General features: G+C 51.2%; 19 protein-coding genes and 2 CRISPR repeat arrays. Of the genes, 10 read left to right on the forward strand and 9 right to left on the reverse strand.

Going from position 1 to position 19,511, the window contains the following annotated elements:
* Window positions 1–28 precede the first annotated feature (28 nt).
* Window positions 29–902: a CRISPR direct-repeat array (repeat unit 36 nt; unit sequence GTCCCCACTCGCTGGGGAAACCAATTGAATGGAAAC).
* A 487-nt stretch (window positions 903–1,389) separates the two neighbouring features.
* The 5 genes from ACN4EK_RS28350 to ACN4EK_RS28370 are packed head-to-tail and all read right to left on the reverse strand — an operon-like array spanning window position 1,390 to window position 4,538.
* On the reverse strand, window positions 1,390–2,232 hold the full coding sequence (locus ACN4EK_RS28350) for a DUF7873 family protein (RefSeq protein ID WP_431661789.1): 843 nt from the start codon (window positions 2,230–2,232) through the stop codon (window positions 1,390–1,392).
* Between the two features lie 54 nt (window positions 2,233–2,286).
* Window positions 2,287–2,499 (reverse strand): hypothetical protein, encoded by a 213-nt coding sequence (locus ACN4EK_RS28355; RefSeq protein WP_431661790.1) that lies wholly within the window; start codon window positions 2,497–2,499, stop codon window positions 2,287–2,289.
* 2 nt (window positions 2,500–2,501) lie between these two features.
* Window positions 2,502–2,867 (reverse strand): GIY-YIG nuclease family protein, encoded by a 366-nt coding sequence (locus tag ACN4EK_RS28360; protein ID WP_431661791.1) that lies wholly within the window; start codon window positions 2,865–2,867, stop codon window positions 2,502–2,504.
* The gene (locus tag ACN4EK_RS28365; protein WP_431661792.1) at window positions 2,860–3,786 is read right to left on the reverse strand and encodes a ParB/RepB/Spo0J family partition protein; all 927 of its coding nucleotides are present in this window, start codon (window positions 3,784–3,786) and stop codon (window positions 2,860–2,862) included. Before ACN4EK_RS28365 ends, ACN4EK_RS28360 begins: the two co-directional genes overlap by 8 nt.
* Window positions 3,786–4,538 (reverse strand): ParA family protein, encoded by a 753-nt coding sequence (locus ACN4EK_RS28370; protein WP_431661793.1) that lies wholly within the window; start codon window positions 4,536–4,538, stop codon window positions 3,786–3,788. Before ACN4EK_RS28370 ends, ACN4EK_RS28365 begins: the two co-directional genes overlap by 1 nt.
* A gap of 139 nt (window positions 4,539–4,677) precedes the next feature.
* Here ACN4EK_RS28370 and ACN4EK_RS28375 point away from each other — a divergent pair, with 139 nt between their 5' ends.
* On the forward strand, window positions 4,678–5,094 hold the full coding sequence (locus tag ACN4EK_RS28375) for a hypothetical protein (RefSeq protein WP_431661794.1): 417 nt from the start codon (window positions 4,678–4,680) through the stop codon (window positions 5,092–5,094).
* A gap of 232 nt (window positions 5,095–5,326) precedes the next feature.
* A CRISPR array of direct repeats spans window positions 5,327–9,317; the repeat unit is 36 nt; unit sequence GTCCCCACTCGCTGGGGAACCCAATTGAATGGAAAC.
* A gap of 90 nt (window positions 9,318–9,407) precedes the next feature.
* On the opposite strand, the gene ACN4EK_RS28380 is transcribed toward ACN4EK_RS28375, so the two are convergent.
* The 3 genes from ACN4EK_RS28380 to ACN4EK_RS28390 all read right to left on the reverse strand — a co-directional run bounded on the left by ACN4EK_RS28380 (window position 9,408) and on the right by ACN4EK_RS28390 (window position 13,983).
* Window positions 9,408–12,641 carry a plasmid replication protein, CyRepA1 family gene (locus tag ACN4EK_RS28380; protein WP_431661795.1) on the reverse strand — a complete coding sequence of 1,078 codons (3,234 nt, stop codon included), beginning with the start codon at window positions 12,639–12,641 and terminating at the stop codon, window positions 9,408–9,410.
* A gap of 581 nt (window positions 12,642–13,222) precedes the next feature.
* Window positions 13,223–13,765, reverse strand: a complete 543-nt coding sequence (locus tag ACN4EK_RS28385) for a Uma2 family endonuclease (RefSeq protein WP_431661796.1) — start codon at window positions 13,763–13,765, stop codon at window positions 13,223–13,225.
* Window positions 13,766–13,776: 11 nt separating this feature from the next.
* Complete coding sequence (locus ACN4EK_RS28390) at window positions 13,777–13,983, reverse strand: ribbon-helix-helix domain-containing protein (protein ID WP_431661797.1); 207 nt, start codon at window positions 13,981–13,983, stop codon at window positions 13,777–13,779.
* 139 nt (window positions 13,984–14,122) lie between these two features.
* Between ACN4EK_RS28390 and ACN4EK_RS28395 the strand changes: the two genes are divergently transcribed.
* From ACN4EK_RS28395 to ACN4EK_RS28435, 9 genes are all read left to right on the forward strand, one after another.
* Window positions 14,123–14,389 (forward strand): hypothetical protein, encoded by a 267-nt coding sequence (locus tag ACN4EK_RS28395; protein WP_431661798.1) that lies wholly within the window; start codon window positions 14,123–14,125, stop codon window positions 14,387–14,389.
* Window positions 14,379–14,792 (forward strand): hypothetical protein, encoded by a 414-nt coding sequence (locus ACN4EK_RS28400; RefSeq protein WP_431661799.1) that lies wholly within the window; start codon window positions 14,379–14,381, stop codon window positions 14,790–14,792. The genes ACN4EK_RS28395 and ACN4EK_RS28400 overlap by 11 nt, the downstream gene beginning before the upstream one ends.
* A gap of 28 nt (window positions 14,793–14,820) precedes the next feature.
* On the forward strand, window positions 14,821–15,588 hold the full coding sequence (locus tag ACN4EK_RS28405) for a hypothetical protein (protein ID WP_431661800.1): 768 nt from the start codon (window positions 14,821–14,823) through the stop codon (window positions 15,586–15,588).
* Window positions 15,581–16,081 (forward strand): hypothetical protein, encoded by a 501-nt coding sequence (locus ACN4EK_RS28410; protein WP_431661801.1) that lies wholly within the window; start codon window positions 15,581–15,583, stop codon window positions 16,079–16,081. Before ACN4EK_RS28405 ends, ACN4EK_RS28410 begins: the two co-directional genes overlap by 8 nt.
* A complete protein-coding gene (locus ACN4EK_RS28415; RefSeq protein ID WP_431661802.1) occupies window positions 16,071–16,700 on the forward strand; it encodes a hypothetical protein in 630 nt (209 codons plus the stop codon). The genes ACN4EK_RS28410 and ACN4EK_RS28415 overlap by 11 nt, the downstream gene beginning before the upstream one ends.
* A gap of 11 nt (window positions 16,701–16,711) precedes the next feature.
* On the forward strand, window positions 16,712–17,212 hold the full coding sequence (locus ACN4EK_RS28420; RefSeq protein ID WP_431661803.1) for a hypothetical protein: 501 nt from the start codon (window positions 16,712–16,714) through the stop codon (window positions 17,210–17,212).
* A complete protein-coding gene (locus tag ACN4EK_RS28425) occupies window positions 17,213–17,482 on the forward strand; it encodes a hypothetical protein (RefSeq protein ID WP_431656533.1) in 270 nt (89 codons plus the stop codon). It begins immediately after the preceding gene.
* Window positions 17,470–18,945 carry an NAD-dependent epimerase/dehydratase family protein gene (locus ACN4EK_RS28430; RefSeq protein ID WP_431661804.1) on the forward strand — a complete coding sequence of 492 codons (1,476 nt, stop codon included), beginning with the start codon at window positions 17,470–17,472 and terminating at the stop codon, window positions 18,943–18,945. Before ACN4EK_RS28425 ends, ACN4EK_RS28430 begins: the two co-directional genes overlap by 13 nt.
* 114 nt (window positions 18,946–19,059) lie before the next feature.
* Window positions 19,060–19,314: a hypothetical protein gene (locus ACN4EK_RS28435; RefSeq protein WP_431661805.1), complete on the forward strand. Its 255-nt coding sequence runs from the start codon at window positions 19,060–19,062 to the stop codon at window positions 19,312–19,314.
* A gap of 36 nt (window positions 19,315–19,350) precedes the next feature.
* On the opposite strand, the gene ACN4EK_RS28440 is transcribed toward ACN4EK_RS28435, so the two are convergent.
* Window positions 19,351–19,479, reverse strand: coding sequence for a hypothetical protein (locus ACN4EK_RS28440; protein WP_431661806.1), 129 nt, complete (start codon window positions 19,477–19,479; stop codon window positions 19,351–19,353).
* Window positions 19,480–19,511: the final 32 nt, after the last annotated feature.

Raw genomic sequence — 19,511 nt, forward strand, 5'->3', positions numbered from 1 at the left:
TCGATCTGATACTGAGCATTGGTATATTGTCCCCACTCGCTGGGGAACCCAATTGAATGGAAACCCCCAGAATATCCGATGGACATTCTTGACGGACATCGGCAGGTCCCCACTCGCTGGGGACCCCAATTGAATGGAAACCAAATTCAAACGCAGCCTGTTCAATCTCTTCTGGAGTATAGTGAGTCCCCACTCGCTGGGGAACCCAATTGAATGGAAACTGAATTTCGGATTAGTGAAGGGATTCCCAGGCTTCCTCTGGTCCCCACTCGCTGGGGAAACCAATTGAATGGAAACTTTTTACCAACTACCTTGCAGAATCGCCAATCACAAGTCCCCACTCGCTGGGGAACCCAATTGAATGGAAACCCCTGCTCAATAAATCCAATAGATAGAGCTTCAAGAGGACTAATGTCCCTACTCGCTGGGGAACCCAATTGAATGGAAACCGTCTACCCCAAAAGATTGCTGCATCATAAGCTACTTCGAGTCCCCACTCGCTGGGGAAACCAATTGAATGGAAACTTGAGTACTCCTCTAGCCTGTTCACGGCACGCACCTAGATGTCCCCACTCGCTGGGGAAACCAATTGAATGGAAACCTCTTTCAATTTGTAAATCTAATTCTTCTTCAGTAAGTCCCCACTCGCTGGGGAAACCAATTGAATGGAAACAAATAACGGGGGTCAGCTTTGCTGATGTCACAGCAGCTGTCCCCACTCGCTGGGGAAACCAATTGAATGGAAACATTCACCCACGTACATAGACGCTAGAGGACTCATCAACATAGTCCCCACTCGCTGGGGAAACCAATTGAATGGAAACTTGTATTCACGGGACAGGAGTAGCTTGCAAACTCCGGTTTTAGTCCCCACTCGCTGGGGAAACCAATTGAATAGCAGTTTAAGGGCAGAGCAAGACTCCTGATTTCATATGGATCGGGGGTCTTGATAGTTATGAGTGAGGAGTTATATAAGCTAGAAGTGCTTCAATAGCCCAAATTCAAAGCCCGATGCTTGTATCCTAAGCACCGGGCGGGGTATATACCTGTTCAGGGTATTGCACTTCACGGGATAATTTCCAGTCTCTAGAAAATCAATCTAATGCCGAGGTGTTTTTCCGCTAAACTATCCGGTCTGGGGTTAGAGACCGGAACGGGATTTGAACCCGTGTCCCAAAAGCCCTGTTTTCTAGAAATCGATTAAAGTGCGGTTTAGATTCAGTCTGGAGCCATAACTTAAGCCTAATCAAGAAATTGACATAGGAGCGGCTTGACTATTTGCCCACCCTCGCTAGAACGAGGGGAAGGACTTGCACCTTCAACTCTCCGTTGGTTTAGTCTGAATCTGCACCTACATGACGTAGGTAGCTCCATGCCTACGATAGCAACTTATTCGGCAAACAGGTAGCCAAAAACTGCCGCCGCCGATCGCTGTTGCGTCACCTCCATGCTATTCGCTTCCTCTCTCGCTTGAATCACTGCCTTGAGGAGATTGTCTACTCGTAACTTCAGCTCATTAATCCGGGAGGCAGGCAAGGCTCCGGAAAACTCAATCAGGCTCCAAGTGCCTTCAATCACGTCTTCAGACGCTTCTTTGACTTGAGCTGGATGTTCTTTGGTTGCCTCATACAGCACCACTGGCTTTGTAATCTTTTTGGTTTTGGTCGTCTGCTTCGGTTCCGTTACATAGCAATCCCGATTGCTGTCGTAAGACCACTCCTTATCGATCGGCAGCACTGGAATCGAGCCGACAAAGTTTTTGATATCCTGTAATTGCTTTTCCAGAAACAACAGGTATGGCACAGGCACATCGGCCAGAATGGTTCGACCATCTACCACGATCGAAGCTTTGGCTTCAGTATTGGCAAAATCTTGGGTCGCCGCTAAATCAAAATACTCTGTTCGGGCGGTCACAAACTGATTAATCACATCCCGAGCTTTCAGGGTCACCTTTTGTGATTCAGCCGGATACACATAACCGTCTTCTTCACGCGGCTGATAGGTGCGGCTTAACCCTTGAAATAGGGCTGGCTTCTGACAGAGCTGATATACTTCCGCGGCTGCCTTAGCAGATGCCTGTTTAACTCCATTGAGAATAGCAATCAATTGATTTAATTTCATATTGAGGAATAGAAGTGCGGCTTCATCATTGTAGCCAGGGAAATCCAGAATTATGGATACCTTCACCCGAAGCCCTCCAGCCACCCAACTCTTCTCTTCAGTTTTTGGCACAGATCCACTGCCAAACCTGGAAAGATTAGCCTATCTCAGAATCTGAGCTTGGGTTTAATACCGGGGCTGACAATCCGAGAAGCTCAAACACTCACTATCCAAAAAACCAGCTAATGCCATCTCTAAGACTGCCTCTACGGGATACTCAATCTCAGCCGCTCGGCGCTCGAATGATTCCCGAATTTTCTCCGGCAGTGCCGCTAAAATCATCCGGGCAGCCACGGGGCTTAAATGTTCTGTGGTTTCTTGGGCAGCAGTGGGTTGCATGGTTAGTCCCTCATGGGTATGCGGACATTATACGGAGGCTCACTGATAGTCAGGATAATCCGCTCTAACTCCGATGATAGCGCCCGCCATTGCAGGAAGTCGAGGGTGTGGGTAGCGATCGCTATATCCCGATGGTCATAATCTGCTAACCATGACCAAGTGAGAGCCTTATGCCCGCCTTTGAATCGCTCCTTAATATCTTGGGCTTTGCCCACATACAGCAGTCCGTCGAGCCGATGCCGCACCGCATAAAGTCCAGGTCGGGTGGTTAAATCAGCAAAGTCGCGGCTAATAGTAATACAGTCAGAGAAGGGTGCGCCCAGGAGAGCTTCTAGAATCTGGTGGGCTTGTGCTTCAATCTCACTCATCGATCGCCGTTAACTTATCTAACTCATCCAGTAGTTTGGTAATGCGTCCCTGTTTTTTACGATCGCTCAAAATGTCACTTCGTCGGAGCCGCTTGCCAATTTCCGTCCAGCGTTGAGCCACCAGTTTCTCGGGAGTCGGTTCTGCTTCCGGCTTCAAGGCTTGAATTTTTGCCTTAATTTCGCTTAACGGGAGATTTTTAGCGATCGCTTGCTTGAGTAAATCCGCTCGTTGCTTCTCATCTTTGACTCGGGCGATCGCCTGAGCTTTGGTGTATTCAATCTTGCCGTCCCGTAAAGCTGACAATACATTGGTTGGCAAATTCAGTAGCGGCAGACGACTAGACCGGAACGTGCCAGCATTAAACCGCCCAATTTCCGCCAGTACCGATTCAATCTTTTCTAGTTGAATCAGAACGTTCTGATTCAATTCCTGTCCTCGCTGTTTCGCGTTGTAGGACTGGTGTAAAACTGACACCACTTCACCGCGATCGACATCCAATGCCAGCGCCAGCAACTCTAACACCGCCTCGGTTTCCTCAACCGGATTCAGGTCTTCTCGCTGGAGGTTTTCTATCAGCGCTACCTGGAGTGCTTGCTTATCATCCAGAGCGCGGGAGACAATGGGAACTTCCTTCAGTCCCACCTCTCGGGCAGCTCGCAAGCGACGTTCTCCGGCAATCAGTTCATACTGACCATTGGCTAACGGACGTACCAGGAGTGGTTCTAAAATGCCAAACTCTTTGACCGACTGGGCTAACTGCGTTAATTTCTCGGCATCAAAGTAACGGCGGGGTTGGCTGGGCGAAAGCTGTACCTGGTCAATCGGCACAGCCGTAGTTGCTTGTTCCGGAGAAGGACCGAGGTAAGCATCCAGGGTTTTCAACTTCGGGGCAACCCGACCCGTCTTTTTGACTACCATTAGACTTCCTCCAATTGCTGAGCGATCGCGGCGAGAATTTTTACCGCAGGGTGTTTGGGATCATAGAGCGCTAAAGGCTGCCGCTCCATTGAGGCATCGGCAAAGGTAATTGATCGAGGAATGGCGGGAAAAATTGGCGCGATCGTACCGAGTTGCTCGTTGATGCCATCCAGAATCACTTTACCCTGACTGGTGCGCCCTTCATGCATGACTGGCACGACTCCGACGATCGCTAGTTCGGGATTGATCCGTTCTCGCACCTGGCGAATTGAGTCCAGGAGTAGCTCTACCCCGAGAAAGGCTTTGAAGTGGGTTTGAATCGGCACTAGAACGTGGGTAGAAGCCACCAGGCTGAGAATGCTGAAAATGCCCAGGGTGGGTGGACAATCAATCAGGATGTAGTCATAGCGATCCTGGATCGGAGCTAACGTTTGTTTCAGTCGCCATTCGCGAGCGATCGCGGCATGGAGTTGCACCTCGGCGGCACTTAAGAGAATGTTGGCAGGAACCAGGTCTAAGCCATAAATATCATGATGGACTGGCAGAGGGGCATCTTTGAGTAAGGAATCTGCGATCGTTTGGGTGAGTTCAAATGGGTCTATCCCCATGAAGGCGGTCAGTGATGCCTGGGGATCGATATCTACTAACAATACTTGATGTCCCCGTTGGGCTAGCTGATAGCCAATATTCTGGGTGAGGGTTGTCTTACCAGTCCCACCTGCTTGGTTAAATAAAGAAATAATCTTAGGCACGGTTCGGTCTGTAGCGACAAGCCTAGTTTATCTGTTAGATCCAACTTCTAAACACATTTGATGGACGAATATCCTGATTTTATTGTTGCTGAGGCGTTACGCTTGCTAGAAAAGTTCAGTAGCCACGGAGGATAGACAGATGCAGACGACTGACTCCACCACCACAACCATCCTCAACCACTTTCTAGAACGAATTCAAGTGGCACTGAGGGCTTATGGTACTGAGGTTAACCTATCACCAGAGATGGTGGTACAGTTCGCGATCGCTGACTTTCTGGACTCGGCAGACATTGAGCCTGGCAGTAGTGACCAGACGGTACAGTCGCCTTCTCACCCTTCTAGCTGGCTGACTCATTTACCCAACTCGCTGCAACTGGGGATTGAGCAATACGCTCAGGATTATGGCTGTCCACCAGAATTTGTCGTAGAGCTAGCAGTTACATTTTTTCTGGACCCCGATGCCAGCAGTTTTGCCGACTGCCAGGTGGGGGTGCAGCGAGAACAGGTGCATCTGCTTCAACAGTACCGCCACGATCGCCAAGCTAAGGCGGCTTGAGGTAGGATGCTAAACACCGGGCTGGAGATTCGGTGCTTATGATTCAACCCATCGCGAGGGATCGCCAAAACGCTGGAAATCCCGATTCTGTCGATCGAACCCTCGATACCTTGCCTGGTAAGGCTTTCCGGTCTTTTAAATTATTTTTATGATCAGATAAATATGCCTCAACACCGATCCCTCGCAAACGCCGTCTGGACTTCCCACCAAATCTAGGTTTCAATAGGGGGGAGTCCCCACTCGCTGGGGAACCCAATTGAATGGAAACTGAGATGACTTTGCTAACAACTCTGTGTGGAGTAATGTAAGTCCCCACTCGCTGGGGAACCCAATTGAATGGAAACTCTAGCTCTAGCACCTTCTCGTTGAATATTTAACTCGTCCCCACTCGCTGGGGAACCCAATTGAATGGAAACACTATGAATCATCCCGTTGCTCGTCTCAGGTTCCTATCCGGCGCAACGATCGGATGTCCCCACTCGCTGGGGAACCCAATTGAATGGAAACTTGGCGATTGTATTTGGGTAGCGATCGGTAAGCTCTGCGTTGCTCGTCAGGTCCCCACTCGCTGGGGAACCCAATTGAATGGAAACCCGCGATCGATCAGCATTACCCCGATCGTGACTCTCTAGAAATTGTCCCCACTCGCTGGGGAACCCAATTGAATGGAAACCATATAGTACAAAAGCCATCGGTTTACAGTTTGAGTCGTGTCCCCACTCGCTGGGGAACCCAATTGAATGGAAACGATTAATTTCCTCTTCACTCATTTGACTAGAATCCGCTTGTCCCCACTCGCTGGGGAACCCAATTGAATGGAAACTTGCCGAACAGCAGCATTCGGGGATTCATTGCCAGTGAATTGAGTCCCCACTCGCTGGGGAACCCAATTGAATGGAAACCTTTGAGGAATTCAATCCCTGGCTCTAGGATTGGGGTAAGCCGTCCCCACTCGCTGGGGAACCCAATTGAATGGAAACCTCATAGGCTCAACATTCAACCGATCGTGAAAGTTAGCTAAGGTACGAAAGCAGTAAAGTCCCCACTCGCTGGGGAACCCAATTGAATGGAAACTTCTAAAGCTAATCTATTTTTTTCTTCTCTTTGCTGTTCAGCTTTGTCCCCACTCGCTGGGGAACCCAATTGAATGGAAACTAACGGTATGCACTCAGATTTTGTAAAGGCAAGCGCGATCGTGTCCCCACTCGCTGGGGAACCCAATTGAATGGAAACCAGCACCTCCTTGTGTGACCCGTGGGGCAGAATTCGCAAGAGAAGTCCCCACTCGCTGGGGAACCCAATTGAATGGAAACCTCCTCAATAATGCACCCAAAAATCACTTTTCCACCCTTTTGTCTCACAATGTCCCCACTCGCTGGGGAACCCAATTGAATGGAAACTTTGTACAGCACACCACCAGCCCAAAACATCAGCATCAACGATGGGATGTCCCCACTCGCTGGGGAACCCAATTGAATGGAAACTCTAAATAGAGAGGACGAGTCTGTATATTTCAAGATCGTCCCCACTCGCTGGGGAACCCAATTGAATGGAAACCCCGGTTTTATCAAGTGCCTTGAACACGTTGGGGTTGGTCCCCACTCGCTGGGGAACCCAATTGAATGGAAACTAACTCAAGCGGGATTCTCAATCGGTTTAGCACTTCGGAGGTCCCCACTCGCTGGGGAACCCAATTGAATGGAAACACTGAGCTATTGAGCTAGGAAGTTCAATCATTGCAGTGTGACTTGCACCGCAGGTCCCCACTCGCTGGGGAACCCAATTGAATGGAAACATGGGGTTGCCGCGATCGTTGAAGGTTGAACGGGTTCAAGTCCCCACTCGCTGGGGAACCCAATTGAATGGAAACCATTACCACCGACACCGTTACAAATACCTTTATCGCGTCCCCACTCGCTGGGGAACCCAATTGAATGGAAACCCAAAACAAGCGTTAGATAAGGCTATTTTGCTACAACTGTCCCCACTCGCTGGGGAACCCAATTGAATGGAAACGCCGAAAGATTGCGACGGCAACCTGCTATTTACAGGCGATGTCCCCACTCGCTGGGGAACCCAATTGAATGGAAACGGATGACGTGCCGGATGAAATCAGGGAGCAACTGAACCGGATGTCCCCACTCGCTGGGGAACCCAATTGAATGGAAACTGCCATGCATGTCGCTGTGCAGTTTGAGACGAAGGTCCCCACTCGCTGGGGAACCCAATTGAATGGAAACCCGTTATAGAGGACTTTGAGCATAATTAAGATTCCTAGTTCGTCCCCACTCGCTGGGGAACCCAATTGAATGGAAACTGGGTAATCACATCTCCCTGACGCAGACCAGCCGAGGCAGTCCCCACTCGCTGGGGAACCCAATTGAATGGAAACCAGAAGTGAATCAAGTTACCGTCTTCCGTTTCTAGAAAAGCTAAGAAGCGGTCCCCACTCGCTGGGGAACCCAATTGAATGGAAACAGGCATCACCCTCCCTACGGCTGACGAATTCAATCAGGTCCCCACTCGCTGGGGAACCCAATTGAATGGAAACCAGTTGCTACATAAGCTGTGGCTACAGAAGCATCAGTCCCCACTCGCTGGGGAACCCAATTGAATGGAAACGATATACTCGGCTAAACTGGCAAGCCAGAGGTCTTTTCGGTCCCCACTCGCTGGGGAACCCAATTGAATGGAAACTATATATAGAGTGAATTTTCAACCGGGAAGACAGTGTCCCCACTCGCTGGGGAACCCAATTGAATGGAAACAGGGACAACTGCAATCGTTTCATCGTCTAACTGGAAGTCCCCACTCGCTGGGGAACCCAATTGAATGGAAACACTATAGGTAGAGTAGCAGTAAAACTACTATCAGGGGTCCCCACTCGCTGGGGAACCCAATTGAATGGAAACAATCCCACATGACCTTTATGTGGAGACATAGGGATAAACTCCCTGCGTCCCCACTCGCTGGGGAACCCAATTGAATGGAAACCAAATTTAATGGAGCATTTGTAGGAAGTAGTTCAAATCGATGCGTCCCCACTCGCTGGGGAACCCAATTGAATGGAAACTATCAAAAGCTTTCTCATCGCCACCTAAATCGTAAGGACTGTACAGTCCCCACTCGCTGGGGAACCCAATTGAATGGAAACCCTTGACCTCAGTTTCTTTGCCGCCCAACTGCCTCGTCCCCACTCGCTGGGGAACCCAATTGAATGGAAACTATAGAGATGTGACAGTAGAGTTCTTAAGAAGAAATCTTTCATCTCTAGTCCCCACTCGCTGGGGAACCCAATTGAATGGAAACTAATTTGCATAGGTTTGTTTGTAGAAGGTAGTAGAAATAAATGGTCCCCACTCGCTGGGGAACCCAATTGAATGGAAACTGTTCTAGATGCGGCATAGCCAGCACCAGCTAATAAAGCAGTACGTCCCCACTCGCTGGGGAACCCAATTGAATGGAAACTTGTAACTCAAGCAACTGCGGCACAAAATAAACCTGGAGCGTCCCCACTCGCTGGGGAACCCAATTGAATGGAAACACTAACTCGACAGCTTTTTTACCTGTAATACCCCATAGTCCCCACTCGCTGGGGAACCCAATTGAATGGAAACTCCAAACAGTCGGTATCCGGGCACAAACGTACCGGAGTCCCCACTCGCTGGGGAACCCAATTGAATGGAAACTGGCGGCACGAACTTTTTCAAGTTTGTTAATAATTTTCGTCCCCACTCGCTGGGGAACCCAATTGAATGGAAACGTTTCTCACCAGTAACAGAGTGATAAAGGCTATACAAGTCCCCACTCGCTGGGGAAACCAATTGAATGGAAACCAACACTGATCTGCTAGCTTGCTAGCGTCGAACTTCTTAGAGCCAGGGATGTCCCCACTCGCTGGGGAAACCAATTGAATGGAAACCCCGATTCAGACCACTGGATTTCGGGTGATTCTTGATGTTGTCCACACTCGCTGGGGAAACCAATTGAATGGAAACACAAACAAGGCGTATTCAACGTTCCAGCTAAATTGGGTTCCCACTCGCTGGGGAAACCAATTGAATGGAAACGTCTCAGGCAGGAGGGTTAGTTTTTTGGTCACTTTCCCCGTCCCCACTCGCTGGGGAAACCAATTGAATGGAAACGCAATGCGATTGGTTGATAGCCGTGATGAAGTGCGATGCTTTGTCCCCCCTCGCTGGGGAAACCAATTGAATGGAAACACTCCTTCAAAGACAAAGCCTGTCGGCATCACGTCACCAGACATAAAGCCATCCCCGCTTACTAGGGATACTAATTGAAAGGAAAGGGAATCAGCGATCGCTTGACGATCGCTGATTCCCTCCAACATCCTCCGGCTCGGGGGTCAATTCAGACCCCATAGTTCGGTCTAGTGGCAATGGTTCCAGTTTGTTGATGTCTGGGGCGATGCCACCTCGATCGCTAGAGACTCCCAACACCGCTGCTAACTGCTGACACAATGGCTCAGACATTACTTCCCAAAGCTCAGTTCTGTGGGCGAGCGGTAATCCCTGCCAGAACGCTATCAACGCTTCCCAGTCCTGAACCTCTAGCAATTGCTGCACAATATCCACACTATCTGCCACCTCCGTTAGGAACACATCCGGGGATGCGGCTGCCGTAGTCATAGCCCCCTGTTTATTTAAATCATGTACACCAAAGCCTCCCGTGACTACCGCCAATGGTTCCCGCTCCGTTGGTAAAGATTGGCTCTGCCGCTGCGTTTTGCGGTACTCCAATACCGATCTAGCGACCTGCCATACCTCTGGGTCAATATGGTACACCCGTACTTGTTGACCCCTGCTGCCTTGCCGATGCTTACACACCAGTTTCAGTCCCACCTGGTCCAGCAATTGCTGCACGACCCGAATCGGCGTAGCATTGCGGGGAATCGTGATGCCCAAAAAATCTTTGATGATCAGGGCATTGCGGTGGGCTTTCTGCGCCAACTCTTGCAACAGTGGATCATCATTCCGCCACTCCCGTTCTGGATCCAAGAACAGGTGTAACCCCAACTCCCGCCGGATCGACCACCCCACCGAATCATTTCTCCAGTCCAGTGGATGTAGTTTCTGGCGTTCTCCCAGATCTTTCTGTGCCAGCAGTGGCGGTGGGAAGAACACTCGCTTGCCTTGAATCAGTCCTTCCTCAGTAGGGTCGGCTAATAATGCCTCCAGTAAGGTGAACTGGCGCATGGTACGTCCCCCGTTATCCAGGGCAATCAGATCGGCATCTACCGCCCGACCCCATGCCAACTCAATTCGATAGCGTTCCAGTTTGTAGTAGTCCTGAAGCGTCGGACGTTCCTTTGCCTCTAAGCGTCGAGCTTCAGTGGCAGAAATCTTCTCCGCATTAATGATCCCCTGGCAGCGGGTCTGCTGGTTGATGCCCCTGGCTACTTGCAACTCCTCCTGGGTTTGCCAATCCGTCTCGTCTCCTAGTGGAATCACTTGATGTCCCTGAGCCGCAATCAAATAACGTACATCTCCCCGCAGGTTATTCAACGACTCATTCCGGCGCGCCTGCATCGCTGCCCAGGCATCCCAGGCAAATTCGTCCTCGACCGTCTTCTGCCCCGTACCCGGAATAATCTTTAACAGAAAGCCTGCCAAATCATTTTCTTGCAGCTTCTGGCGTTTAATCCGCTCTGGGTTGGTCGGACGGTAGCCGCCGATCGGCTGACCATTCACCCACACATGCCAATCCACCTTGGGACGATAACGGTTCAAGGCTTGCAGACAATCCGTCCCTGCCAGCGACCCCCCGCCAAATACGCCAAATACCTGATCAAAGTGTGGGACATCAATACTGACCCCCGTGTTAACCGAAGGAGAGTAGATCAGGCAGTCAATTTTGTCCAGGTTGCCCGGTTCATTGATCGATTCGATCAGCGATCGCGCCCACGGTTCATTCGAGGTTTCCGAGTTAATGCAGACAATCTGCTTCTCGACAAACCGAGTTTGTAACGCTTCTGCCAGGTCTTTAGAAAACTCCAAGCCATCGCACGCCACAATGATGCAATCGCCCTGAAATAGTGCGGCTTTGATCTGCTGTACAATGCCAGATTTATCTTTACCCTCGTACCAGAACACCCGGCGATCGCCATTTTTGTAACGATTCCGGATAATGAATGGTTGCTCCTGCGGGTCTGGGCGCATGGACAGGATGAACTGAAGCGAAACATCCGACAGATGGGCATCGGAGAGCACAATACAACCCGCCGAGTAGATGAAATGCTTCAGCGCTTGCAGGATGGCGTGACGATGCTCCTTGCAGGTAGACGAGGTGAGTAAATGTTGAATGAACTGCTCACACTCATCCAGAAACACGAAATCATAAGTGTTCCCCTCGGTTTTCAGCTTATGTAGCGAATCGGCTGTCAAACTGAGGAATTGTTCCTGCCACATATTCCAGCCATAATCCGAATAAATCGCAGTCCCCAGCCGAGTAGACAGGTTGCGTAACAGGGCAATCCGATGACCTAGATTCAGAATCCGAGCCTGGGGGTGAGCCAGCTTAATCTGCTTCAGGAGTTCTGTTTTGCCCGTGCCCATGTCGGCATGAATTGCCAGTACGCCTTGGGTGGGGAGAGGTTGGGTATGTCTGGCAGTAGCTGGATCCACCGGCTGCACCAGATAGCGCTGATGGATATCCAGGGCGATCGGATAGGTGAGGCGATAGCCCATTAACCTATGCTGACAACTGCGTTCATACTGGGCCAGCCCGATCGCGTCCAGGTAAAGCTGATCAAACGACTCGGCTCCCCGCGCCACAATGAAATCGTCTACCCCTTTTTCTGGTCCTGGCAGACGGATTACTTTTGTCTGGCAACCAGCTGCTTCAAACAAGTTACCCGTCCGAATCAAAGCATGGCTCACCTGTTGCTGAGTTTTCAGCTTGGGATCATGGTCAAAGCAGAAAAAGATTTGCCGTCCTGGGGTAGCAAAGTGTTGCAAGTCAGGAATCAAGTGCTCCGGCGTCTTGCCCTGACGTTTGCGGCGACCGTTCCAGACTCCTGGCAGGGCGATCGCCACATAGCCCGCACTCAGCAACGCCGCTGCTTTCTTCGCTCCCTCACAAATCACGATCGGCAGATTGTGTGCCCACACCCAGTCCCAAAAATGGGGGGCAGGATTGCGATCTCTCAGCCGTAACATCAATGGCGTGATGGGGACTCCCTGCCGTTGAGCGATCGCAGCCCAGGTGACTGGATCCACCTCCAAAAAAATTGCCAGAGTTTCGTAACCCGCCGGATGCTCATATTTCCGATTCTTGCCCTTTTGGTGATTGACCAAGGGGGTGTCAGGCTTAAACGGTCCCCAATGGCGTGGCTCTCCCGTCAGGGGATCCAGCGTGTGACAATACCAGCCCGACTCAAAGGGGCAAGGTTTCCAACGCTCATTGGCTTTCCAGTTCAGCCATTCCCGGATGAACCAGGAGTCATCAGTGGAATGAAAGTTAAGTTCTGCCAGAGGGGGCGCGATCGCGCTAGCCGAAAATTCTTGGAGATGCTGGGGGTAGAGCATAGAAGGGTGTCCCGAATCAATGAAATGAGTAGAGGCGGGACGCCCATGCAGCAGCCAGGGTATTTATCCAAAAAAGTTGCACCATTGGACAAATAGACCCTAAAATTGGCATAGGAAAACCTATCCAACGTCTAAGTAGCGTCGGTAGATCCTGTCCCACTCGGGTTAGCTAACTTTTTGCCCTGGTAAAGCTGTGGGTTAGCGTCCCCCAAATTTATGAAACTAATACTTGAAGCTTGATGCCCTCACTGTTTCCGCAGTGGGGGTTTTGGGCTTCTAGGGCTACCTAGACCATAACCACCCTCCTGGCATCGTTACAAAGGGGCAAGCTGGACAAGTCAAACCACTCCCCTCCTGGCAAGGGGCAATCTCGATCGGTGGTTGTGAACTTGTAAAACTCATAGAACTGTTTTCTGGGCTGAAGGGATCTTAGACGAAATCCTCTGGATAGATCTCATGATCTTTTGTATCGACTGTGATGTGGGCGGTTCTACTCCTGAGTCGTTGCGTCGATCCCGACTTCGCCTTTTCGGACTTTGGTTGGGCTGCTTGGGAAAAGTAACTGAAATGAGGTGATCGCCTCACTCAACTAAGCGATCGCTCGCAACTACGATATCGGGAAAGGCTAGAGGGGTAATGCTGCCCTGGCTGACGGTTTGTCTTTGCTGATATTCCCCATCCATAGGGTCGCGAAAAACAATGACCTTTTGGGCTTTCAGGTTGACGACCCAATATTCAGGAATGCCTGCGCTGGCGTAGATGATCGGCTTCACCGTCAAATCTTTTTCTAGGCTGGAGTTGGAGTACTCCACGACCCAGAAGATGTTCTCAGGATAAGGATGGTGCGCGTTATATCGGATGTTCTGGCAAATACAGAGATCCGGTTCTGGCTCGGACTGATTCGGCAAGGTAATCGGCTTGCCCTCTCTCACCTTGGCCTGCTCGCCTAACAATCCCCGTAGATAGATTCCGGCTTCATCACTTAAGTCAGCATGAGGTATCCCTTCTGGTGACATCTCGACAATGGCTCCATCCAGTAGCTCGACGTGCTTGTTATCTAAAAATCCTGCGTCAATCAAACGGTGATATTCATCAACGGTCCATTTCACTGCGGTTAGTGTCATGGTGATCGCCTCTACTTGTCGGTGTCATTAGAAGAATGAGGCTTGTACTCCCCCTTGTCCTTAGCTTGTCTAATTGCAGTTTCAACCAAGAAGGCAGCCAGGTTAGCCGTTGGTCTGCCTTGCTGGTCGGCCCAGTCTTCGAGATCTGCAAAAACAGCGTCAGGGATTGTAATGAAAACTCGCTTGCTCACATCTTCTAACTTACTTATCTGTTGCATTAATACTACTCCGATGTAGCTGAATGTTAGTAATTTTAGCTGATTAGTTGCTAATTAGTAGCTGATCGGCTAGTATCAGTGCAAAGATTCATTGCAGGTGTAATGCACTTGCAATCAACCGGCAACGAATGAGACTGTCATGCCCTCCCCCCAAGTTCTTGAAGCCCAGTGGTACTCCCTTGCAGAACTGCGCTGGCAGCTTGCCAGAGTGCGGGGGAGGCGAGTTCCAGAACGGACCTTGCACTGGTGGCTTCAGGAGTTATGTATTGAGCCAAACGACTCCGGAATGTATTCCGTTTCCGACCTGCAAGTGTTGACCCGATTAGTTCTGTTTCTCAAACGCTGCCGATCGCTCGCTAAGTTCAAAACCTTATTGCTTCAGGAACTAGAACACCATGCCCATTAATACCGACGCTTTGAAGGATTCCGTTAACGGCAACCTGCCCACCGCAAAACGTCCGAAACGCAACTCAGAACAGGTATCAGCCACATTAGCGGAGCGCACAGCCGCCAACCAAAACCATATCAAATCGACCCTTGATGCCAGTAACGCGGCTTTAGTTGGACAAGCCACCCAGTTGCTCGACCGGATGCATCAGCACGATCGGGCTTTAGCCAGAGAAGTCGCCACCCATATCGCCGCCCGTCCCCATAACTTCATGGCTTACCTCGGTGAAGAACTAGCTGCACTCCTGCCCACTCCACCCACCTTTATCGAGGTCGAAGACCTGACCGCTGATTTTGCTATTCCCGAATTTGCTTTTCCGGCGATCTCCCCCACCTCGATCGTCGGCGCATTGCCCCTGTAGACCGCCTTCCCCATCATCAGGAAATGCCATGTTTGCACCCATCCTCAAGCAAACTATTCCCCATCCACAGCACACTTGGCTGTTACCGACCGCGCTCACGCTAGCGGCATTGGGCATCAGCCAACATCAACTGACTAAATTCAAAAGCCGATTACAGCCAGGAGTTCACTGGATTGAGGAGATTGGTAGCGATCGCGTTCGACGACATTTCTACACAAGAACCGGAGTGTTGGCGCTCTGCGACCTCGTGTGCAGCGATCGGTCTGACCAACTGCATCAAGAGATCGTCAGCCAGTCAAGTTACGCCATCATTCCCAGACCCCAAACTACAGCCATTCATGAATCTCAATGGCAACCTAGGCAAGCAGAGCCACCGACCTATCAGGAGCCTTGGCAATTAGCCGCTTACCATCAGTCAGCTTTAGAACCTGCTCCAGTTTCCGGCAACCTTCTCAGTGACCCGCGACTGCTTGAACTACTGCAACTGAAGCGAGATGAATTGGAAGTACAGCGATCGCAGCTAGAGAATGAACGACTCCGGATGATGCAGACCGCTTATCAGCAGCAATCTCAGCCGACCTATCAATCGCAACCAGAACTAGAGTCTAAAGCACCGATCAACATTAGGGTCAACGTAGAGAACAACTCTAGCGGCTACTACTGGGATGCCTTCGGGTTCGTCGAGCTAGTGTTTATGGTTTGCATGGTTTCTCTATTTGCGATCGGAACTTTCGCCGCCGTTGCCAGCCTGCGACCGAATCACAGTAGCCTACCAGGGGTGAACCGCTATGTCTAAACTTATGTTGGCTGTGGTCACGATTAATCTAGGCTTGATGGGGGCAGCTCGCCTACCATTTCCTCACCACCTGCCAGTGGCAGCTACTCAGCAGGCGATCGTAGTCCACCCAACCCCAAGCCCAACGACAACCCCAGAATTTCCCAGTGTTCCCAGTCCTGAGCCAGTGGCAATTGAACGGGAAGTTTTAGCCGCCACTGTCACCCGTTGCCAGAACTTTGTAGGAGCAAATTTCCGCACCGTTCCCAGTCTGGATAATGCCGCGATCTCCAATGTGATTCCCTGCAATACGGCAGTAGTCCTGACGGGGAATAGCATTCGTGGCGATGGCGAGGTCTGGATGGAAGCGGAATGGAACGGCGAACGCGGGTGGGTCGCTCAAGTCATGCTTAGTCCTCCCCAGCGAGTCCAAGTCCGAGAATCCACAGCTCCAACTACACCCTTACCCGAACAAACCCAGTCGAAGATTGTACAGGTACGTTATGGACTTTGAGCCGCCACCGATTCCTAGACGACAACGACCGCAACGCCCAAGCTATACACCCGTTACAGCCAGAGAATTGTTGCTAGATGGGAGCTTTAAGGATCGTCTCGGTCTACCGATCTCTGAAGCTGATCCCGGTGCGATCGTTCGTTCTCCCGGCGCTGCGATCTCGCCTCAACCGCCCGGTGCGATCGTCCATCAACCGCGAGGGCTAGCAGTGCATCAACACTACCCGGTCTATGCCACACCAGGGTTTATCAGTTCTGAGCCAGGGACGCAAACTCAACCTGCATCCAAAGCTCAGTTCAAACTTCAGCTCAAAAAGTTTCCCAGGCTCAAGTTGCCTAAATTTCGGCTGCCTCACTGGAACCTGCTCACTCCAACCACAACCACGACGACCAGCCCGAGCCAGCCCAAAAGCCAGCTAAGTAAACTATCAGAGAAATTGGCAGGTTTCAAACGCCCCAAACCAGCTTTGTCCGGTTCAGGATTCGGGTCGATCGGGTTGGGTCGGTCGGGGAAGTCAAGCGGGAAAGGTAATGCGGACAATTTCGGGAATGACCCGATCGCTCAACTGCTCGTCAAAGTGTTTCTCGTTCTGTTGATTTTGATTCCGTTCATTCTCTAGGAGTTGCCTCAATGTTTGGACGACTATTCAGAGCCATTAATGGGCAAGGCAGTGGGGGACTCTCCTTAGTTCAAGGGAAGCACTCCCTCACCCCCGATCGCGTATTCAAATCCGACCCGACTGCCATCACGCCAGAGAACCCTGGCACCTTTGACAGCTTCCGCTCGATGCCAGTGCTGACCGCCCCGCGCTATTTTTCGGAGGAGGAAGCCGTCGCCCTGGAAGAATTAGCTACAAAGACCGCTGACCAATATCGTTACGCCAGTCGAGCCTATACCGCCATGGAAAAAATTGAACGCACCGATGGCAAGCTGCATCGGCGGCACCGGGAATACGAACAAGTTGTTGCCGATGTCGAATATGGCAAACAGGAAGCCAACGCTGACCTGGCAGACCACTTGCATGGGTTGCGAGGTAAATACGCCCGCTTAGGCACCAACCTAATGAAGACCGAAAGTAAGACAGACAAAGAGATTGAGAAATTACAGAGCAAGATTCAGGGAGTGTGGTAAATGGCGCGATCGCTGCGACTGTTGTTACTAGGTGAGTTGGGACTACTGATAGTGGGCTTACTCCATTGGCTCTTCGTCCATCTGCCAGTATCCCGCCAGTTCATTGTCATTCTGCTGGTGGTCGCGATCGTGCTCTATGCCCTGTCCTGGCTCATTTGTGCACCAATTGCCGCCTACCTCAAGCTCAACCTGCAAGTCTACTGGGCGGTGTTAGTCGGAGCTGCGATCGTCATCATTTTGGGTCTTGGGGTAAGTCTATGGATTGGCTAAAAGCGCTCTGGCAAAGCGTAGCTAAGGACGATCTACCGACTGCTGCCGAGGTGGGATTTGCCTGTGCTTTGACATTAGCCCTCTGGCTAGCGCCTAGCTACATCGCCAATATGAAACCGTGGGAACGGCTGCTGACCTACCTAATGGGCATCGGCGTCAGTGCCACTTATGTTAAGCGCTGCCAGGAATTACAGGAGCAAGAGAGCTACGATCGCGCCTCCCGACTGATGCAGCAAGAACTGGCCCAGCACCAAATTGCCACTGAAGCCGCCTACTATAAGCAACAGCTCAGCTCCCAATTCTTCCCGTCACCCACCTACCCACCAGCGACTGAAATGCCCATGGGGACAACTCCACAGCAGCAACATGCCCCCTTACCTCCCCATCGAAATCTAGCGACTGAAATGGTGCAGCTCGACGGTCATGTGGCGATGGTCAGCAAAACTCGATCGGGTAAAACCACCTTGTTAGTCAGAGCGATCGAAGAATCCTTAGCCGCTGGGCATCAGGTGCTCGTGCTAGATGGCAAAGGCGATAAACGCCTGAAAGCGATCCCAGGCATCCAGTACGTGCATGTGAACATTCCGGAGCGGGTGCCGAATGCCTTTGCCGCCTTAGATGAGATTCTCGACGAACTCACCGATCGCCAAGAAGTCCCAGGGCAGCCGCACCCAACGATCAGCGTGTTGATTGACGAATACAATTTGATTCTCGATGCCTGTCGGGATACGGGCACCGGCAAGAAGGGAGAGGAAGTGGCCAAAGCCTTTGCCCGGCGCTCAAAGCGCATTTTGCTCCAAGGGGCCGCAGAAAAAGTCTATCTCAGAGCTACAGCCCACACCAGCCGGGTGGAGGATTGGGGTTGGAATACGGGCGTGTTGGACTCTCTCAGCTTCCTGGCACTAGGTCGGAATGGCGCGCTGGAAAGCCTGGAAGACTTACTGAAGTATCAGATCACGGGCAAACGGGCAAGAGAGTTTAGAGTGCAACTCGATGCCCTATATGAACTAACGATAGCTGAACCAATTGTTCTCACCACCCTGGCTCCCGCCGGATTCTATCGGCTGCCATTCTATGGTCATTCGCCCGAATCGCCGCCGAATCCATCCCGAATTCATTCCGAATCGAATTCAGACGCCCGAACCATGCTAGAACGCTGTTGGCAACAGGATTTGAGCGAATCGAATTCACCCGAATCGCCCGAATTCGATTCAGCCCATGCCCCTCCATCCGGGGAAAATCAGCCTGATGCTGAAGCTGAATCACCCGAATTGGAGTTTCCCGAAATTGATGGACTGGAGGATATGACGCTGCGATCGCTGATTCTGGAGTATCGGCAGCAGGGCATTACTGGGCAAAACGCCTTCATCAAAGCCTTTTGGGATATCTCTGCCGGTGAGAGTCGCCGCTACCTCCGAGCTAGAGAACGCTATCAGTCCGTGTGTCAGCGATTTGGACTCTGAACCGCTGATCTAGTCCCAAAACACTCACAAGATTTATTCCTGCAACAGGGGTTCATTCTGCACCACTTGGAGTATCGTAGAGCCTAATTTCGTTGCCTTGGCAGGAGAAGCACCATGTCACCCCAACCGGATATCGCAGACGGATTTCAAGCTGAGCAAACCTGGCGACAGTTGCAGTTTGAGCGCCACCAACGTTTTCTGGCTCAACTCAAAGCAGAGTTTTATGCCCTGCGACCACTGGGAGCGCTCCCCTACCACCCGACTCTCAGTGTTCCAGTCCCAGCCGTTCGTGCCGCCATCGGCAAGCATAGCATTCGGTCTCGCCGTTCTCCGCTGAAGAGTCAACGATCCATTCCACCTCAACCCTAGTCACCCATTCTCCCACCGGTGGTAGGCTTGGGGGGACTAGACTGAAATTTTTCTTGGAATCGAATTCATCTCGACCTCAATGCGTTCTCCCCCTTGTCCGCGATTCGGACAAGCGATCGTCTCCAAGCCACCAAACTCAGCATCCCACTCCTCGGTAATGGTCAAGTCGTGGGATCGTGAGTTCGATGCTGGTGCAC

The organism is Pantanalinema rosaneae CENA516 (assembly GCF_050753385.1).
Classification (GTDB): Bacteria; Cyanobacteriota; Cyanobacteriia; order Leptolyngbyales; family Leptolyngbyaceae; genus Pantanalinema; species Pantanalinema rosaneae.